This window comes from Vibrio sp., assembly GCF_984391705.1.
This window is the reverse complement of record NZ_CFHWOM010000030.1, coordinates 1-19,559: the sequence shown is the minus strand read 5'-3', so window position 1 is coordinate 19,559 and position 19,559 is coordinate 1. Positions and strand designations below refer to the sequence as shown.

Sequence of the window (19,559 nt, the reverse complement as noted above, 5' to 3'; positions counted from 1 at the left end):
TAGGTTTAAGCAGCCACTAGTTTGACGCAACTACCAAGTTTGGTGGGTTCTACATCAATTCGTAGAGACATTTGCTCCTTTAGTTCAGAAACATGGGAAATAAGACCAATCGTTCGACCTGACTGCTGAAGATCTATGAGTGTTTGAATGGCTAGATCAAGAGACTCGGGATCTAAACTACCGAAACCTTCATCAATAAACAGTGTATCGAGTCTAATACCACCGCTGTATGATTGAACCACGTCCGAAAGCCCTAGAGCGAGTGACAATGCCGCCATGAAAGACTCACCGCCAGATAGTGTAGCAACATCTCGAGTTTTTCCTGTATAGCCATCTTCAACAATCAAGTCTAACCCTCGACCCGCTGCCCCTTTGAAACCTTCTGTTTTACGCATCAATATATAACGGCCTTTGCTCATAAGGCTAAGTCGCTGTGAAGCTTGGACTAAAACATCGTCGAGCAGCACTCCCAGTACAAAGCGGTGCAAGCTAACACGACTTCCTGTTTTTCCACTAGCAACGTCATACAAGGTACCAAACACCTTGTATTCTCGTTCCAACTCAACGTTTTTGCTATTTAACTGCGCGATATCGTGTTTTACTTTTATGAGTCGCTCGTAGTCCGAGCGTGTTCGGTCAAGAGCCTCTCTAACGCCCTGATAAGCCGTTTCCAATTCCTTAGACAACTGATTCAAGCTATCTAAATTTGGGCGCTGTTTATCAAGGACAACAGCCTTTAAATCTTCAACCGTTTGCTCCAATTTGATTTGAGTTTGTTTGTAGCTTTCAATCTCGCTTCGCCAATGCTCAACTTGGTTTTCGTTAGCCGCTCCGTTTAAAAACGACTCTTCATTGTTAAACTGACTGCTCTCTAACGCAGTCAACCAAGTCGCTTGATGTTCACTCAAAGCCTGCTGCAACTTATGACACTGTTCATCTAGCGTCTTTATCTGCCCTTCAAGAGACGATTTATTAACATTGAGCTGATTAACATGTTGTTTAGCCGCTTCATGTGTTTGGACAGTTGTTTCAATCTTCTTCTGCAGTTGTAAGTAAGCCATATCGGCAGATTGAATATCTTGATAAGCGTCACCAATCTCTCTAGTCAGGCTTTCAATTCGCTCATCCATAGCTTTATGCTGAGCTTGTGTTGCCACCATTTGCTGCTTAAGTTCGGTAATCTTAGCTTCACCGTTTTCGCTTCGTTGGTTAAGTTCAACAACGGCTTGCTCTAATGCGTTGAGATCTAAAGCAACGATACTTCTTAGTTTTATTTCTTGCTCTTGATGCGCTTGATCTAGAATTGCCGAATCGATTGACGCCAACTCTCCTAGCTCGAGCGTTTGTTCGCCAACACGAATTTCAGTTTGTTTAACTAACGTCTTGTGTTGTTCAAGCTTATTGAGCGAACGATTGTATTCGTCTTGAGATATACGCTCAGACTGTCTCGCAGCGTCTACTTGCTGTTTAGAGATTTCATCCCCGTTGAATTGCGCTGGCGAAGGATGCTCTATACTGCCGCATACCGGACAAGGCAAGTCATCTTGTAACTTCTTCGCCAACACTGCAGCTTGAGCACTGTGCCAATGAAACTCGAGCTGGTCTGCTTCTTTTCGTCTCGCCGTTAATGTATCCAAAGATCTCGCGAGATGTTGCTCCAACGGAACCAAATCTAGCTTCTGCTGTTTCAATTCACCTTTAAGTTGAACAAGCTTACCCACATCTGTGATAGCGCGTTTTAATCTCTCGATTTCAGCCTCGACAGCAGGCTTTTCGTTAAAGAGTATGCGCGCTTTTTCTAGCTGAACTTTGCCTTCTTCCGCTTGCGTATCAAGCGATTGCTTAAGTGTTTGGTATTTTTGGAGTGTTACGCTCTGTTGGGATTCGGCCTCGACAAGCAGCGATTGCTCTTTAACCAATTGTTGCTTCTCTACGAGCTTAGTCTTTGTTGTTTCAATCGCGTATAGCTCATCTGTCCATTTAGGAACCAGCGCGGCTTTTTCTGTTTGTAACTCGAGCTGTTGCGTTGCTTTAGCGAGTTCCAAGCTAAGGTTGTCAAACTGAGCTAATGCATTGGTTTGCTCTTTTCTGTTTTCATCTACTTGTACAGTGCTTTGCTGCCATTGATTATGTGGCAACATCAGCTTATTTGCAGCAAGTGCCACATTAAGTCTGGCTTGAGATTCCTTTTGCTCACTTAGCTTAGTTTGATGAGATTCTAACGCCTGTAATGCTGCGCGCAGCTGCTCAAATCGCTCTTCAAGGCTTTTAGCTTGTTGAAGCTCTTGTTTGTGGTTTTGTAACTTGTGTAATGCTTGCTGTTCATCAGATTCAGCAAGTTTCAAAGTAGCCTTCAACCTCTCACATTGCGCATCCAACGATTGCTCCGTTTCAGCTTCGGCTACCTGTAGTGCCCCTCGAATTTGATTGTCGAAATCGTTCTTCGCTTTACTAATCGCACTCGCTTTATCTTTTAAGGCAAACTCTATTCGTTTATAGACATCGGTTTGAAACAATTGGCCAAATATTTCTTCGCGCTCTTTCGAACTTGCTAACAACAACTCTCGAAATTTTCCTTGCGGCAATACCATTACTTGGCGAAATTGGGTTTCATTTAAACCAAGCAGTTCAGTAATTTCTGTCTTCACTTGCGCAGTCTTACTGGTTATTAAGGTCTCTTCCTCCCCCAGCAGATACAATGCAGCGGTGTGTTTACGTGTTGTCATTCCTTCTCCCCGAGCTTTAGGGGCTTCTTGTTCAGGTGAGCGCGTTACACGATACAGCTTATCGTTAAGGGCAAACTCTAAGGTGATTTCAGTTGGAATCGATAAAGGTGCCAAATCACTGCGCATTTGCATGCCTAGACGCTCGTTACCAGTGGTCTCTCCATACAGAGCGAAACAAATTGCATCCAGGATTGAGGTTTTGCCCGAGCCCGTTGGGCCGTTGATAAGAAAAAGCGGATTGGAACCAAGCTGCGTAAAGTCAATTTTTTGAGCTTGAGCGAAAGGACCAAATGCCTGAATGATGAGTTTAATCGGTTTCATTTTGATCTTACTGCTTAGTTAGTTGCTTGATAATGCCACTGAGCGCGCTTTCTTGTTCATCACTCAATTGTGAATCTTGCGCTTCGGCGAAGAAGTCACGAAACATATCCATTTCGCTGCGTGCCAGCTTTGCTTTTGCCATCTGTTGTTCCACGCCTACTAACATCCCTGGTTTTTCAAGATGCAACACATTCGGATATACCACGCGAAGTTTATCCATTGGGTTTAGGATCGCGTGTTTATCTTCAAGTCTTACCAATAAGTAGTCATCAAACTTTAGATCTGTTTGACCAGCAGCCAACAGGCTTTCCATTTCCCCCTCCAATATGCGCATCTCGTGAGGTGCACATAGGTCAATGTGCGTAGTTTGCTTAAAACCATTCTGATCAAGCTCAACCAAAGTCATTCCTTTCTTTTGATGCTGCTCGGAAAAGCTATATTTCATCAAAGAGCCTGAATAACGAATGTACTCTTCACCTTTTTTTTGCGGTTGGTGTAAGTGCCCTAGAGCGACATAGTCAAATGAAGTGAAATGTTCATGGCTTACTCGATCTGAGCCACCAATCGATAGCGGACGCTCAGAATCAGATTCAATCGCACCATCAACAAAACAATGGCTAACCAACACATTCTTATGTTCTGGAAGGAAACAATTGGTAATCTCGTTAGCTAAAAAGCGGTGAGCCTCGTCATGAGTGGAGACAGGCTGTTTAAAACAGTGCCTCACAACTTCAGGATCGTTGTAAGGCATACCATAGAACGCCACTGGGCCAATGTCGGATTCAATCACTACGGGAACCAACATATCGTCAAAGCTGGATATAATGTGCAGTCCTGCGTTTTTCATTCGCTCAGAACCGAACCCGAGTCTTTGGGCACCATCGTGGTTACCAGGAATCAGTATTATTGGTAGCTTTAAATCTCCACACACTTGATTCACAAACTTGTTCATCACTTCAATTGCAGCCGTAGGCGGAACTGAACGATCGTACACATCCCCCGCGATAACCAAAGCATCAACGGGATTGTTTTGGATGTAATCAACGATTTGTCCTAGAACTGCGATTTGGTCATCAAGTAGCGAAACATTATGAAACTGCCGACCTAAATGCCAGTCAGAGGTATGAAGAAACTTCATGAAAGCCCTTTATCATTCTTATGGTTAGCCCTCTATAATACTGCTATCTCTCTGCGTTGGCTTTAGGTTTTCTCTTGTTAACGCACAAAAAACCGCGAACAAGTCGCGGTTTTCATTTACGATTGAGCTTTCTTGCCCTTTATTCAGAACGTCGTTTACAAAATTCAATCGCGTTGCTTAAGAGTTCTAATGCCGTTTTATCCGTCTCAGGTAGCGCTGCGTCACTTTCACCAATTGGCGTTACACGTTCACCCCACTTGATATGGCCCGCTCCCCACGTAAGACCAGCACCAAATGCAGCGAGCAACAAGTTGTCACCCGGCTTAACAAAACCTTGCTCTAAAGATTCGCACAGCGCAATTGGCACAGTGGCAGCTGACGTATTTCCGTATTTCTGAATGTTTACAAACGCTTTATCTTGGCTGATCCCAGCCATATCGCAAAGTGTTTGAATAATACGGATATTTGCTTGGTGAGGGATGACGACATCAATATCATCAGTAGCAAGTTGGCTGCGAGATAACACGCTATGTGCTGCCGCTCCCATCCCTTTTACTGCGCGCTTGAAGATTTCTTTGCCAACAAAGTTAAAGTCCCAATGACCATTATCGGCAGCAAAACGATCCATTGATGTGCCGAATTTAGGTACAGCAAGAATATCTCGACCCGCAGAGTCACAACCTAATTGGGCATGTTGTAAACCGACTTGTTGCTCTGTTCGCGTTAGTACAACCGCACCTGCCCCATCACCAAACAACACAGCCGTATCTCGTTTAGTCCAATCGATATAGAAAGACAAACGTTCCGCTCCGATCACAATAGCGTTTTTATAACTGCCTGCTTGAATCATTCGGGTTGCGGTTTCTAACCCATAAACAAAACCAGTACATGCTGCGTTCAAATCAAACGCTGTGGTGGCTTTCATCCCAAGGTTTTGTGAAACTTTTGAGGCAATATTTGGAATCAACGAATCAGGTGAACACGTCGCGACTATCAGTAAATCGACTTCGTCGGCACTAATCCCGGCACAAGCGAGTGCATGCTTGGCGGCTACTGTCGCCATATCTGACGTGTCGACATGGCTAATTCGACGATTCTCAATGCCCGTACGCGTACGGATCCACTCGTCAGAAGTATCGATAAAGGTGCTTAAATCATCGTTAGAGAGCGTAGCTGGCGGTAGGCACTTACCCCAGCCAGTAATTTCTGCAAAAAATGTTGTCATTCTGAGCCTTTTTATTTTCTTATTTGAGTCACTCGACCTTTTCAGAGTATAACTAGCCTTGGTGGGTGGTGTCATCTTCTTGAAAGAATCACTGTCACAGCAATTACAAATACAAAGAGAAAAGTCATGTCTACATTTAATACAAGATGCCCTTCGTGCTCAGGTTTAAACCGTGTTCCCGTCGAGCGAGTGTCCGAAAGCCCAAACTGCGGTAAATGCCAAAACCCATTATTGGACGGCAACCCCATCGAAGGAACAGAGCAAAATTTAGACACATTGCTCCAATCTAAACAGCCTGTAGTTATCGATTTTTGGGCGCCTTGGTGTAACCCATGCGTTGGGTTTGCCCCCGTATTCTCAGACGTAGCAGCTGAGCGAGCAAAAAACGTTCGCTTTGTAAAAGTTGATACCGAATCTCAGCAATCTATCGCCGCTAAATATCAAATTCGAAGCATTCCAACGGTCATGGTCTTTAAAGAGGGTAAAAGAGTCGATGTTATCAACGGCGCACTGCCTAAAGGTCAATTTGATCAGTGGTTAAACCAAGCATTAATTAAATAACCACGTCACCAACAGTTCAATTTAAGGAGCCATTTTCGTTTAAAATTGGCTCTTTTTTTACTTACTTTTAGAACTTAGGCTTCGATAAATACTATTTATCGTGTCGAGAAAAATTTATCGTTTTACCCATCTCCCAAATACATCCATAGTCGCGCCGAAATTTGATTACTTTTGCTTCATCAACTAGAGGTCACGACGTTGGAAAACACCCTTGCTCCTGCTCCAAAAGCACGCATTTCTGTACCTGTTATTGCGCTTGCTCTTTATGCGGTAGCGTCAGGCTATTTAATGAGCCTGATTCCATTAATGCTGCCACATTACGGGCTGGAGTCTTCTCTCGCCAGTTGGCTTGCTAGTGTTTTCTATGCTGGTTTACTTGTCGGCGCGGTGGTAATTGAGCCAGTTGTAACAAAAGTTGGTCATAGAAACGCATTTGTGTACTGTTTAGCGGCATTTATCGCGACCATTGCTGTACTACCTGCATTGAACTCAGCAACGGTTTGGCTTGTCGCTCGCTTCATCGCTGGTATTGCAGTCGCTGGTGTATTCGTGATTGTCGAATCTTGGTTGCTTCACGGAGATGAGTCAGCACGCGCAAAACGCTTAGGGCTATATATGGGCTCACTATACGGTGGAACATCACTTGGCCAACTAGGCATTGGTGTACTGGGTATTACTGGTGGCGTACCTTTTATCGCCATTTTTACCATGCTATTGATTGCGATTGTTGTTTTGCTATTCGGAGAAACAGACCAGCCAGAAAGTCAGCATAGCACTCCACTTTCATTAAAGCAGATCGCTAAGCTCAACCACGCTGCAATTATTGGCTGCATTGTTTCAGGATTAACGTTAGGAGCGATTTACGGCTTAATGCCACTAGAACTGTCTCAACGTGGTATTGCCAATGATAACCTAGGAAGCCTAATGGCTCTTGTGATTCTTGGCGGCATGGCTGTTCAACCTATCGTTCCATGGATGTCCAAATTCTTCGGGCGTACGTTCCTAATGGCTGTCTTTTGTATGTTAGGGGTTGCCGCGATTGCACTTACAACAACGTATAGCGGTATTCAGGTGTTGGGTTCGGGGCTATTTCTACTTGGTATGGCGGTATTCGCTCTCTACCCTGTGGCGATCAACCTAGGTTGTGACAAATTAGAAGCAAGTTACATTGTGTCAGCCACTCAAGTAATGCTATTTAGCTACAGCGTCGGTTCTGTCGCAGGACCAGTATTGGCCGATTGGTTTATGAGCGGAGAGCAAGGTCTTATGGGTTACTTGTTCGCAACATTACTCGCGACCTGTATCTATATGCTTGTAGCAAGTATTAAAACTAAACGCCAAGCAATTGCGGGTGAATAGTTGGATGCGAGGAGGACAATATGTCCTCCTTTTTCTTTTCCAACAGCGAATTAACCCTCTGACAAATAACAGTAGTCTTTTATTTGCTCGGCTATCAACATCAAACTTTCTGTAATGTAGTCGACTCGTTTTTCGGCATGCTCTGTAATGCCACGCGCGCTGTCATTTTCTAGCTCTTTCGCCACCTTAGAAAGACCATCACAACCAAGATACAAGGCACTGCCCTTAATCCGATGCGCGACATCTTTAAGCGCGGGCCAATCTTTTTTTACGATAACGTCATTGATCTCTTCTATATCGCTCTGATAGTTATCCAGAAATGTTTGCAATATATCTTTGGCTATCGCCTCGTCTCCTCCACTCATATCAAGCACATGCTCGGGAGAAAACGGTTGATGCGCCGGAAGAAAGTCAACTTTAGTTTCCGGGCTCGGTTCATCACATTCTTGATTTACCAACTCGTCTAATAAACTCTCCAAGCTTATAAGACTTTCCTGTTTGGCCTGCAGGCCTTCACTCTCGGATTGCTGGTTCAGCCATGTAATATCATCAAGTTTAGGTATGGTCTTCTGATTATCAAACGTGCTCTGCTCAATTACCGACGATGGTTCCACCAGCCAGACCATATCATGGCTTTTGTCCTCATCAGCGACACCAAAACTTGGTACTTGATGATCTTCAGATAAGGTATGTTCCGAGTCCGCTTCGTATTCTGAAAACTCATTTAGCCAGCTCATTTCATCTTCTACATTTGCTAAGTCACTCAAATGGTCTTCCGAACGATTCTCTATAACATTTGATGTCGATACAGCTGCTAATTTATTGTGAAGTACATCTAATGGGCATGGCTTCGATATGTAGTCATCAAAACCGGCCGCCAAGCAGCGTTTTGCTGCCCCGCTCAAGGCATCAGCAGTAATTGCTATAAGATAAGGACGGTTGTTTTTCCGCTGAGCTGCGATATTTCCCGCTAGAGTGAAACCATCCATCTCAGGCATATGGCAATCGGACAGCACAACGTCATAAACAGGGTTTGACTCAAACATCTCCAACGCAATCGCACCATTCTCCGCAACATCGTAGCTTATACCCAAACGCTTTAATTGCCCTCCGATGACTTTTCGATTCACTTCGTTATCTTCGGCAAACAGAACACGCAACTCTTCAAGATTGCAAAGCTGGACATCTTGGTCTTCATGACTGACATTTTTGTCTAAATTTGCTTGAGGCGCTCGTTTCATCGGCAACACAATCGCAAATAGACTTCCGGCTCCGGCTACAGAACTCACGTTAATCTGGCCGCCCATTTCCGTTACGATTTCCTTGCTAATACTTAAACCTAATCCTGTGCCCCCAAAGCGGCGAGTTATGTCTCCATCGGCCTGAACAAATGGATCAAACAGTTCCTTTAGTTTCTCTTTAGGAATACCGATTCCACTGTCCCGAATATGGAAGGCAACCAAATCAATTGGCGATCCATCGGGCGATTCTCCGTGATCAACAGAAATCAAACTTGCCGTGATTTCTACATAACCTTCCTCAGTAAACTTAACGGAGTTAGAGATTAAATTATTTAACACCTGCATAAGCCGCGTAGAATCAGCCACATAACTTCGATTGATTTGGCTATCTACGTTATGTGTTAGCGTCAGACCTTTTGCACTCGCTTTATGTATAAAGTTACCTTTAACACTTTCAAGCAAACTGGATATATCACAAACAACATTCTCCAGTGTTAACTTGCCCGCATCCATTTTTGAAAAGTCGAGTACGTCGTTAAGCAGCGCCATTAAATTGCGTGCAGAGCCATTTAACGTCATCAGCAAATCAGATTGCTCTCGGTCTAAATGAGTAAACGACAGCGCTTCTGCCATACCCAATACACCGTTCATCGGTGTACGTATCTCGTGGCTCATACGTGCTAAGAAGTCTGACTTAGCGTGCGCCATTTCCTCCGCTTCACTTTTGGCTTGCTTCGCTTCGCTCAGCGCTTTTTCTAGCGTTTGTTGAATTTTCTCACGTCTTTGCAGCTGTATTCGATAACCAACAAAGCCGACGATACCTATAGTTGAAAAACACCCTACGATAAACAAGGTTTGTCGGTAGACTCTCGACTTCTGTTCACCCTGATAGTTCGCTTCGACTGTTTTTTTCCATTGACTACCCAATTCTTGCTGATAGTTATCCCCTAACAAATAAATACCTAAGTTAAGAATTTCTCCCAACTGTTCACTACCTTTTGCGTATGCAACTCTAGGCCAGAGTGCATTTTCAACATCTCTCGCCACTTTGACGGTTAGTGTGTAATGCTTATTCCTGTCAACGAGGTAGATACTGTTCAGTAGTTTTCCCACAAATGCATCGGTATCGCCCCTAGCTACTGAATTTATCGCATCTTCTGCAGTATCAAAGAACTCCACTCTTGCCAGTGGAGCCAACTTAGACACATAGTCGTTTTCGTGAAACCCGCGTACTAAAGCGATATGTTTATCCGCTAGGCTCTCTATGTTTGAATATCCGTTCTCACTGACTATTGAGACAAATGCTTTATCAATTGGTGCAGTAAAATCTAAATAGTTATCACGGACTTCGGTTTGGTAAATTCCTGGAAAAATGTCGACTTCTTTACGCTTAATCGCGTTCAGAGCATCTTGAAAAGAATCATAGGGCATGCCAACAAAGCTCACACCAAGCTTTTCAGAAATGTCTTTTAAAACATCGACAGCGTATCCGCGTAACTCGAAACCATCTGTAATAAAGTAAGGTTCTTCACCTTCCTGAATATATGCGTAAGTTAATGTTGAGTTTTCAGCGATAAAGCGCTGTGCAAGTCCACCTAAGTTTTGGTGGTAGTCGCCGAACTTTAAGTTAAACGCTATCTCTTCATTCGGGTGCTCTTTGATCCATTGAGTAACGATTTCTTCATTTGGTATCTGGCGAATATCCTCATTAATTGCCATTAACAACGCTTTATTTTCTTTGCGTACCATAAACCTAATAGGCGCACCTTCCGTATTTGCCCTTAATACGAAGTCATCTAGGGCATCGCTATTCGCCTTTACTCTCTCCATACGCTTAGGGCTCCAGGAGTAAATAAAGTTTACAGCGCTTGCACTTGCTATCGTTTGTTCGAGATCTGCACCGTGATAAAGCGCTTGCTGGGAGGAATTGAAGTGGTTGGGCAACATAACCTTCGCCATATCGATTGCAACTGGTCTACCCTCAAACTTCTCATCTATTCGCTCATAAAGGACTGCCTCGTTATAGGCATAAGGTATACTGTGTAAAAAGTCACTGTTGCTCAAGTTTCCTGAAGACGTCGCCAGCACATCAATCTTACCCAGTTTCAGTTGCTGCATAAGTTTGCTTCGCTCAGCATAGGCAAACTCGATCTTTAACTGTCGCTTTTCCCTTAACGCTCCCCAAAATAGCTCTATCAAACCGTGAAGCTGCTTTATTTGCTGACTCGAATGGTACGACTTACCACCACTCTCAACATGTGGGATACCAATAACTATTGGCCGTGGCTCACTCACCACTTTTAGGGAGACGATGACAAATAGTAGAGGTGTTAATAGCAACGCCTTTTGGAATAGATGCTTCACAAAATCAAACTCACCACGATATCAGTACGACAGACAGTATATTATTTAAAGAGGTGCGCCTCTGCTCTTTAGGGAACAGGCTTCTGTATAAAAAAGAAAATAATAGCACTTTGTAATTAGATTTTTGTGGACTGTAGACTTTGGCACACAGTATTGACTCAAACCGCCCTGTTCTCATCGTTGACGATAGCCCTATGTACCGCACGGCGGCAAAAGGAATGTTACAGCGTTTGGGTTACCCTAATCAGAGAATTGATTTTGCTCAGGACGCTAAAGAAGCGAGACTGCGTTGTGCTGAAAGTAATTACGCATTGATCTTGTTTGACTACAACCTCGGTAAACAAGCCAATGGTTATCAATTAATTGATCAGCTGAAGTTTGAAGACCTTCTTAGCCCTGATTGTGTGATTATTATTGTTACCGGTGATGGTACACCAGAAGTAGTTCGTGGTTTTATGGAACTAGAGCCTGACGGCTACCTACTTAAGCCTTTGAGCTACGATATGCTTAAAGAGCGCCTTCCCCAGTTTTGTCTTAAAAAGCGCCACCTATCTGGAGTGCTTAATCAGATCGGCCTAGGTAAATATCAAAGCGCTATCGATATGATAGATCAAGCTTTTTATCGCAATGACGAAGTCATCACTCGAGGCCAGTTACTAAAAGCACGAGCGCTACTAAAACTTGGTCAACTCGATGACGCGCGCAATGTTCTTATCAACTTGAAGGGCTCTAGTGACCATCCATCCGTTTTACTAGAACTGGCAAAACTTGCTTGTATCCAACGACAATATAAACAGGGGTTGTTTCTTACCGAGTTGATGAAAAAGGATGCTTTACGGCGCGCATTAGCACACGACATCGCTTGTGATATTCACGCCCTACAGCACCAATATCAAGCCGCATTAGAAGAAATGGAAGCAGCCATTGAGATTTCTCCCAAGATGCTTTCACGCCATGAGAAAAAGGTAGCTATCCATGTTGCACAAGGACAATTACCTGACGCTATCGTTAGCTTAAAGGTTCTAAGCTCTGAATCGAAGAACTCGTTTAGAGAGTCCGTAGATCATCTGTTACTAACAGCGTCTCTACACCTAGATTTAGCTCAATTTGGCGGCTCTGAATCGCTCCAAGGCCAATTTGCTCGATGTGCTCGCTTAGTTGAGCAGTGGCGTCAAAACTTCACACGCGATCAATACAAGGCTTACGAGGCATTGTTCTTTTGCCGTATATTCCACCTGAAAAGTGAATTTAATAAAAGTCGAGCTTTCTACACGAAATACAAAGAACTCACCTTAGATATAGAGGAGCACACTCCCTCTCTATTTGAGAGCATGGAGTTAGCAAAAGCAGCTTTTTTAATGAATGACTTAGAGCAATACAAGGCAGCTGTGATTAAAGTGAACCAGTTATTAGAGCAGCATACAAGCGATTGCATTCGACAAGGGTGGACTCGATATTTTCATCAATATCGCACTAACGCAGAGCAAAGTTACGCTGAGCTGAAAAAAGTAAAAGAATACGCGAAAGCGCATATCTCAAACCGTCATTATGACAAAGCAATAAATCTACTTGGAAAGTCGGTCAAAGATAACAGAGTGGACAGTGAGTTGTGTCTTCTCACGTTAGAAGCTATGACAAAGTCTTGGCCTCATAGTTGGAGTAAATCCCAAGTCGCCAAAGTAGCTATGGTCTGTAAAGAACATTTGCGTGGAACTCCACAATCAAAAACCCGAATTTTTCAAACAGCATGTAACACATTAGCAAAACAGCTTGATTTCAGTGAGCTTAGAGTTACATCAGATATAGCGGCGTAACCTATGGCAATAAAACATATTCTTATTATTGAAGATGACTCTTTTCATGCTGCCGTGTTGAAGAAAATTCTCACCACACTTACAGATGCAATTGTAAGAATCTGCGGTAATGGATTGGAAGCACTCGACTACGTTACACGACAAGAGCCAGACATTATTTTTTGTGATTTAAACATGCCTAGCATGGATGGCGTTGAGTTTCTTAGGCGTCTTTCTGGAATCAGTATTCAACCCTACATTGTCATCACAAGTGGCATGACCAATGACGTGCTTCACTCGGTGATGGACATGGCGAAGTCATATGGCTTAAAGCACGTATTTAAACTTCCAAAACCAGTAAGCAGAGAAGCGCTTTGTAACCTACTAACTTTGCAGATTAAACATTCGCAACAACAGTCACAACATCATACTTCTCGCGTAGATATTAGCCCTTCGGAAGTAAGAAATGCTTTACTACTCGATACTTTTGAGCCCTTTTTTCAAGGCCATTACTGTGCGTGTAGCGGTGAACTCGTTGGAGCGGAAGCATTAGTTCGTTGGAACCACCCCTCATATGGATTCCTCACACCCGATAAATTTTTACCTTCAATCCTGGAGCAAAACCTTAGCTACGCATTAAGTTGTCAAATGCTCCGTTCAAGTTTGGAGGTCGCAGCAAAATGGCACCGCCTCGGTAAGAAAATTCAAATTGCCATTAATGTTTCGCCTTCAGATATTGAGCGGGAAGATTTTGCGGACAAGGTATTTCAAGCGGTTGAAGAAGCTCGATTTCCCGCCAACAAGTTAACCCTAGAGGTGACCGAAGCTCAGATCACCAGCGACCTAGCGAAAACCCTCGAAAACATGTCTCGCTTGAGGATGCGTGGAATCACTATATCTATTGATGATTTTGGTACCGGTTTCTCGTCCATAAGCCAGTTGATAAACAGCCCGTTCAGCGAACTAAAAATTGATCAATCTTTCGTGAGCCGAATGTCGGATAGTCCTAAGCACTTCGCAGCGCTAAAGTGTATGGTGAATTTGGGAAAAAGCTTGGATTTGAAGCTTGTAGCGGAAGGCATTGAAACCCAGTCACAAGCAAAAATGATGTCAAAATTGGGGTGTCACACTCTACAAGGCTATTTGTTTAATAAACCAATGAGCTCGCAAGAGTTTCTTCGCTTATGTATTATGCCCCTATGCCAAACAAGCCTTAATCCCACTAGTTAAGCTGTTTATGTCGAGTCGGAGCGTCCGTGAAATTTGGAGTACATACAATTGGATAACCTTAGAGATACCTTTAGTTGGCCATGTGAACTACCAGAAGAAACAAAGCGCAGTATCGTGCTTAGTGCAATCAAGTTAAATCAGTTGCCACAGACGACGCATAGTACTGAACACATAGCAGGTATCGTATACGTAAAAAGCGGAATTGCGTGTATCACTTTTGGTTCCGATCAAACAAATACCATGAACTCTGGGATCTATGGCTCGGGTACTTGGCTAGGTGGTAGCATGATCAACCATGACTTGAAACTTCACGCGACTATCGAGGAAATCGAACCCATTAGTATTATCTATTTCCCCAAAGACAAAATTGATCATCTTGCTCAGCAAGATCCTTTTATCTATAAGTGGCTATACAACTGTTCATTATCGACCCAAAAACAGTGGTTAATGGCTCAAGTTGTCTCACTGTATGACCGGGAAACTCGTGTCGTCTACACTTTGCTTGAAATTGCAAAACATACCAAACAGATCCAAGGGAGCAAAACTAAGCTCCATGCTTCCCAAAAACAATTGAGCATTATTACCGGCATCTCTCGTCCGAGACTAAACGAAGTGCTGAAAAATCTAGAGTCTAATCAAGAGATCAGCGTCAGCCGAGGTGCTATCCATTTGTTAGATGAGGAAAGACTCCAACAACGCCTCATGTCGATTCGCTCTACTGTATATAACTAGTTAGGGTTTCCTACGTAAGTGGCGGTTAGACGCATTTTCGGCGGGTTTACCTGGTACTGGCTTTCGCTCTAATAGAAGATGTCGAATAGATAAAATGGGATGAGGCATTAGCATCCTTGGGCCAGAGTACCTCATCACCTCTCTCATCATCTCTTTCTGCTCAGGCTTATAACAGTGAATGGGGCATTTATTACAAGTTGGCTTGTCTTGGCCATAAGGACAGCGGTCCAACCTTATCTCAGCGTAAGCTAACAATTCCCTACACTCGACACATAATTCTCCTTTTGAACCATGTTTGTCACGACAATAGATAGCCATCATCGCTGCAACAGTTTTATGTTCAGTTAACAAAGCTCCTTGAAGGATGTTACTGTGGAGATGTTTCATCATCGATTAGCTTCAATTGATAAAGTAATAGTTCAATTGTATCGCTAATCTTGTTTTGAAGTTTGATATAGGTAAAGCCAAGCTTATTTAACAGACGTTGACTGGGTATGTTGTCAGAAGTGGTAATCGCGACAAGCTCCTCTATATCACCGCGCTGTTTAGCATAATTGATGACTCCCATCGATGCTTCATAACCATAGCCTTGTCCATAGACATCGGGAAGAAATCCGTAACCGATGTCATACGCATCAAGTTGTTCACGCTTAATCAAGCCGCATACCCCTAGAGGAATAGCGTCGATCTTTGTTTCGACTATCAAAAGGCAAACACCTTTCTCACTATGCATTTTAAGGATGTTTTGCTCGATATAATCCCTAGCGTCACACTTGGTGCGTAGTTTCTTATCTCCTACAAACTGGAGAAAGTCCGGTGTGTTGTAGAGCTCCAATATAAACGGAGCGTCCTCCAAAGTAGCTAAGCGTAATACTAGCCTCTCCGTTGCTATCTTTTCCATACTTCTTATTTGGTTTAGTTGAGGTAATTAGCGATCTTAGCACCTACAATTATCGTATAAAAATTACATTCATATCGGTGCCACAAAATGCGACCGGGAGGCTCAAATGCGTAAGCTAACGTTGTTAATATCACTTTTTATATTGACACAAATGTGTTTTGCCTATCCTGCGGATTCAGAAAAATGGGCGCATCGGAGCGTCATTTACTTCGCTCCAACCAATGACGAACATGTGAAGCAGTTCCTACTCGAAAGCCTGATGATAGAATGTGAACTTGCAGAACGTGACGTGGTCACGCTGGTAATCACCGAAGATGGATTTACTGTTCCCGGTTGGGTAAGAGATGAATTTAATCTAAGTGGCATGTTTCACATTTATGATGTCGTTCCAGGTGAGCACACTGCTGTGTTAGTTGGTAAAGATGGTATGGAGAAACTTCGCTGGGGTAAGAAAACCAACTGGGACTCGATTAAGTCAACCATTGATAAAATGCCTGTCAGGCAATATGAAATGGCTCAAAATACGAGTCCATGCTCAGCTTAGCTGATATCAAATAAGAAAAATCCGGCTATCCGCCGGATTTTTCTTTTAAGCCTAAAAGTGAATAGTGAGTTTCGTATCAGTATCTTGAAGTAAGTGTTCGAGACTTACAGTCAGTTGGTTGCCCGTTTGAGACCAAGTTACCTCTTGATCGCCATTATTCACCACTTGCTTCACCTGAACGTCATTTTCCAGGTACCAGTTCAATTCTAATGCCCGCTGTTGAGGCATTCCTTGATACCCACCAGTGGTGCTCACAGTTAGACGAGCACTGTATTCGAAAGCGTCCACCTTAACCGAAGTTTGTCTTAGCGCTCCCTTTAGATAAGCCGTCGTTTCGCCGTCATCTTCAAATACAGTGAATTCATTGCTTGCTAGCCCAAACACTTTTAAGGTTAAGTTTTCAGGGACATCACTGGTCCAGTTGCCACCATCCCCTTTAGCTACAGGAATAATGGCTCCGTCTCTCGCATAAAGTGGTAGCTGAAAGCGATTCTCGTTATTGTACAAGGCTGCGCGGTAAACCCTATTCTCATCACCACGTACTGGTAAACCTGTACGGAAATCAAACCATTCGCCCTTCGGGAAATAGACATCAACACTCTTCGCACCCAATTTAGCGACCACTGCGCTCATCAAGCCCTCGCCGATCATTTTTTGATTATCAACATCATAGGTGACGGCGTCATTATCAAACTCATAACTTAGCGGAGTAAAGACAGCTTTCCCTTGTCGATGCGCCATGTGAGCAAGCGAATACATATAAGGGATTAATTCATATCGCAATGCGAGATTGTTTCGATTACTCAGCAAGTCGCCAACACGGTCTGGCGCAGTTTCTTTACAGTTGCATAAGTTTTCCGTATGGGGCCTTACAGGTACATCAAACAAGCTACTGTAAGCAAACCACTGCGTATACGTTTCATTAAGTACCGCTGGCTTCTCATCGCCGATAACACCAAGCCCTTTACGATGGAACCCGCCTATATCTGAGCCATAGTAATCAATTCCTGACAGCATCATATTGGTTTGCTGTCCAATATGTGTCGCCAAACTGGTTAAATTCGAACCTATGTCCGCAGACCACATTGAAGCACCAAACTTCTGAATACCAGTCGTTCCTGAACGGGACATCATAAAAGGTCTCGCTTTTACTTGGTTAGCTTTGTAGCCCTCATAAATCCCTTCTAGCCAATAGTAATTGAACAAATTATGGATTTCATCGTGTGGCTGATCGTTAAAATAGCGCGCTTTATGGTTATACATCTCAGGCTCACCGAGATCTGTCCAATGTCCCATAACACCCATATCAACAAGAGGCTGACGCTTCCAATCATGCCAATAGGCACTTACATCGGGGTTTGACCAATCGATCATACCGCCTTTCCCCCACCAGCTTCCGCCACCGTGTGGGTTTACGTTGGAAGCTAAGCCTGTTTCGGGATCTGTTGCAAGAAAGCCGCGCTTCTCAAGGTCCTTAAACTCGTTAAGCCCTTGGCTTACATAACTTTCTTCGATTAAGACCATCCCGATGCCCTGCTGTTTCAACTGCGCAATTTTACGCTCAGGGTTAGGGAAATTATCTCTATCCCAAGTTAAAGTGCCCATTTGACTATCTGGGTCATTGCCAATCACATTACCAAACCATTGTAGGTCCATTACCACTCCATCAAGTGGAAACTGATTTTCGGCAAGTGTACTCAGTTTATTGTCCATCTCTCGCCAATTATCAAAACCATACTCAGACAGCCACAAGCCAAACATTTTCCTTGGCGGAACCAGCGGCTTCCCAGCCATTTGCATAAACTGCTCGCGAAGCGTCTTTTGATCAGGAGCTGTCATTACGATAACTTCACTAACTCCTTTGGATGCAGTCACTTCAACGTTTCTATCATTAAACGACCACTCAGAGCTGTATAGGTTGTTCATGTATAACGCAAAGTCTTTATTGGTCGCGCTCGCAGCATACAAGACAGGAATGATCGTGTTGCCCGTCGCTCCGCCATTAAACCCTTCCATTTTGTTTCCAGCATGGCGCGTACGTTGGTTCCATCGACCATCCAAATTTCCCGGGCTCTGAAACTCTTGCCCTAATCCATGGTATTGGTAATCACTGTCAGTGTTAAGTGAGAAACCTGGTGATTCCGTCGGACACACTTGATTAACCCCATTACCGTCAATGTCACTTAGACTTACACACAAAGTTTTTGGATCAACACCAATACGTAACTTATTCGTCATCCATTGTGTGTCATTAACTTGCTTTAGACTTGAAGCGTTTAAGCTACTAAGGTTGAGGAGTTGCTGCTTCGCTGGAACCTGTCGGTCACCAAAACGGATTCGCAGTGTATTGTCTGAGAGAAATTCAACAAACAGGCTTTCAGGATCAACAAGCGCATTTTGTTTCAATTTACCGTAGATCTCATCATCAAGGACACGCGTAAATTGACGAAGAATAGCCGATTGGAACTCACCCTCAGTGTAATAACGCTTTCCATATAAAGGTTTAAGCGTTTTTACTAAATCCCTCTGTTTTAACTGTTTACTTAGTCGAAAAACATCCGCAGCATTTAGCTGGTAGCTCGATTGGCCTTGAAATGAAAAAGAAGCAGGTTCAAGTACATTAGTCGTACAACCTGAAAGTAACATGGCTAACGCCACGCCATTTAATACTGGTCTCAAACGCATTTTAAATTTCCAACAATCAATAAATTGCGTTCAGTTTAACGAGCCCAAATCGTGCTGAAAAATAGGCTATTTCTAACTTGATATAGGTAAAAGATATATCACTAACGTCTGTTAGCGTTTACAAATCAAATACATTAAGAATGTATAATTGATGAAAACTATAATTTGTGAGGCGTACAACGAAGTGTGTTGATGGCTAACACAAGAACTGCGCTAGCCAGTAAAAGCTCGTGAGATGCTAAAGCACTTATTTGCGAGATGTTCTGGGTAGGCCTATAACGAGGCGATTTCTTTTTCAATTTGGTATTTGTTGTCAGTAACGATTCGCTCGAGTACTTCGACTCTATGCTTAAGGTCTTCCACCTGGTGCTGTAACGCATCTTTATCTTGCGTATTCAATTGGCTGCGTTCTTTTATCTCAAGCTTTTTGACTTCTTTACGGTGATCGAGCACCAGCTTGATAATACGCCCGCCAAACAGAGCTCCGAATATAATCGCAACAATGAGTACATCTTCCATCATCAATTCCTTTTCTACTAACCTATATCACTGATTTATAAATTAAACATAGATAGCGCGAATAGCAAATGCAGATTACGAGAATTTATACCAATCAAGATTTAAGACAGTTTTTGGAAGCAGAAAACGAAAAAAGCCCGTCATGATGACGAGCTTTCAAAATAGTGGAGGCGCCTCCCGGAGTCGAACCGAGGTCCACGGATTTGCAATCCGCTGCATA

At 43.4% G+C, this 19,559-nt stretch carries 14 protein-coding genes; 6 read left to right on the top strand and 8 right to left on the bottom strand.

Features of this window, described 5'->3' with window-relative positions:
• Positions 1-5: 5 nt before the first annotated feature.
• The 3 genes from AC4MRV_RS14485 to AC4MRV_RS14475 all read right to left on the bottom strand — a co-directional run bounded on the left by AC4MRV_RS14485 (position 6) and on the right by AC4MRV_RS14475 (position 5,410).
• On the bottom strand, positions 6-3,047 hold the full coding sequence (locus tag AC4MRV_RS14485; RefSeq protein WP_491188041.1) for an AAA family ATPase: 3,042 nt from the start codon (positions 3,045-3,047) through the stop codon (positions 6-8).
• 7 nt (positions 3,048-3,054) lie between these two features.
• A complete protein-coding gene (locus AC4MRV_RS14480) occupies positions 3,055-4,185 on the bottom strand; it encodes an exonuclease SbcCD subunit D (RefSeq protein ID WP_491188040.1) in 1,131 nt (376 codons plus the stop codon).
• Positions 4,186-4,324: 139 nt separating this feature from the next.
• Positions 4,325-5,410 carry a ketoacyl-ACP synthase III gene (locus tag AC4MRV_RS14475; RefSeq protein ID WP_491188039.1) on the bottom strand — a complete coding sequence of 362 codons (1,086 nt, stop codon included), beginning with the start codon at positions 5,408-5,410 and terminating at the stop codon, positions 4,325-4,327.
• Between the two features lie 126 nt (positions 5,411-5,536).
• On the opposite strand from AC4MRV_RS14475, the gene trxC reads away from it, so the two are divergent.
• Positions 5,537-5,971, top strand: coding sequence for a thioredoxin TrxC (gene trxC / locus AC4MRV_RS14470; RefSeq protein ID WP_491188038.1), 435 nt, complete (start codon positions 5,537-5,539; stop codon positions 5,969-5,971).
• A 198-nt stretch (positions 5,972-6,169) separates the two neighbouring features.
• Positions 6,170-7,330 carry an MFS transporter gene (locus AC4MRV_RS14465; protein WP_491188037.1) on the top strand — a complete coding sequence of 387 codons (1,161 nt, stop codon included), beginning with the start codon at positions 6,170-6,172 and terminating at the stop codon, positions 7,328-7,330.
• A 50-nt stretch (positions 7,331-7,380) separates the two neighbouring features.
• Here the strand turns inward: AC4MRV_RS14465 and AC4MRV_RS14460 are convergent, their stop codons facing one another.
• Entirely contained in the window at positions 7,381-10,935 is a 3,555-nt protein-coding gene (locus AC4MRV_RS14460) for an ATP-binding protein (RefSeq protein WP_491188036.1), read from the bottom strand.
• A 140-nt stretch (positions 10,936-11,075) separates the two neighbouring features.
• Between AC4MRV_RS14460 and AC4MRV_RS14455 the strand changes: the two genes are divergently transcribed.
• From AC4MRV_RS14455 to AC4MRV_RS14445, 3 genes are read left to right on the top strand one after another with little or no spacing between them, the layout of a single operon-like run.
• On the top strand, positions 11,076-12,749 hold the full coding sequence (locus tag AC4MRV_RS14455) for a response regulator (protein WP_491188035.1): 1,674 nt from the start codon (positions 11,076-11,078) through the stop codon (positions 12,747-12,749).
• Positions 12,750-12,752: 3 nt separating this feature from the next.
• The gene (locus AC4MRV_RS14450) at positions 12,753-13,958 is read left to right on the top strand and encodes a two-component system response regulator (RefSeq protein WP_491188034.1); all 1,206 of its coding nucleotides are present in this window, start codon (positions 12,753-12,755) and stop codon (positions 13,956-13,958) included.
• A gap of 48 nt (positions 13,959-14,006) precedes the next feature.
• Entirely contained in the window at positions 14,007-14,690 is a 684-nt protein-coding gene (locus AC4MRV_RS14445) for a Crp/Fnr family transcriptional regulator (protein WP_491188033.1), read from the top strand.
• On the opposite strand, the gene AC4MRV_RS14440 is transcribed toward AC4MRV_RS14445, so the two are convergent.
• Together AC4MRV_RS14440 and AC4MRV_RS14435 are read right to left on the bottom strand one after the other, a co-directional pair.
• On the bottom strand, positions 14,691-15,077 hold the full coding sequence (locus AC4MRV_RS14440; RefSeq protein ID WP_491188060.1) for a nitrous oxide-stimulated promoter family protein: 387 nt from the start codon (positions 15,075-15,077) through the stop codon (positions 14,691-14,693).
• Entirely contained in the window at positions 15,058-15,591 is a 534-nt protein-coding gene (locus AC4MRV_RS14435; protein WP_491188032.1) for a GNAT family N-acetyltransferase, read from the bottom strand. The genes AC4MRV_RS14440 and AC4MRV_RS14435 overlap by 20 nt, the downstream gene beginning before the upstream one ends.
• Positions 15,592-15,697: 106 nt before the next feature.
• On the opposite strand from AC4MRV_RS14435, the gene AC4MRV_RS14430 reads away from it, so the two are divergent.
• Complete coding sequence (locus tag AC4MRV_RS14430; protein ID WP_491188031.1) at positions 15,698-16,135, top strand: DUF4174 domain-containing protein; 438 nt, start codon at positions 15,698-15,700, stop codon at positions 16,133-16,135.
• A 51-nt stretch (positions 16,136-16,186) separates the two neighbouring features.
• Here the strand turns inward: AC4MRV_RS14430 and AC4MRV_RS14425 are convergent, their stop codons facing one another.
• Together AC4MRV_RS14425 and AC4MRV_RS14420 are read right to left on the bottom strand one after the other, a co-directional pair.
• Positions 16,187-18,820, bottom strand: a complete 2,634-nt coding sequence (locus AC4MRV_RS14425) for a glycoside hydrolase family 31 protein (protein ID WP_491188030.1) — start codon at positions 18,818-18,820, stop codon at positions 16,187-16,189.
• Positions 18,821-19,093: 273 nt separating this feature from the next.
• Positions 19,094-19,339, bottom strand: a complete 246-nt coding sequence (locus AC4MRV_RS14420; protein WP_491188029.1) for a nitrite reductase — start codon at positions 19,337-19,339, stop codon at positions 19,094-19,096.
• Between the last annotated feature and the right edge of the window lie 220 nt (positions 19,340-19,559).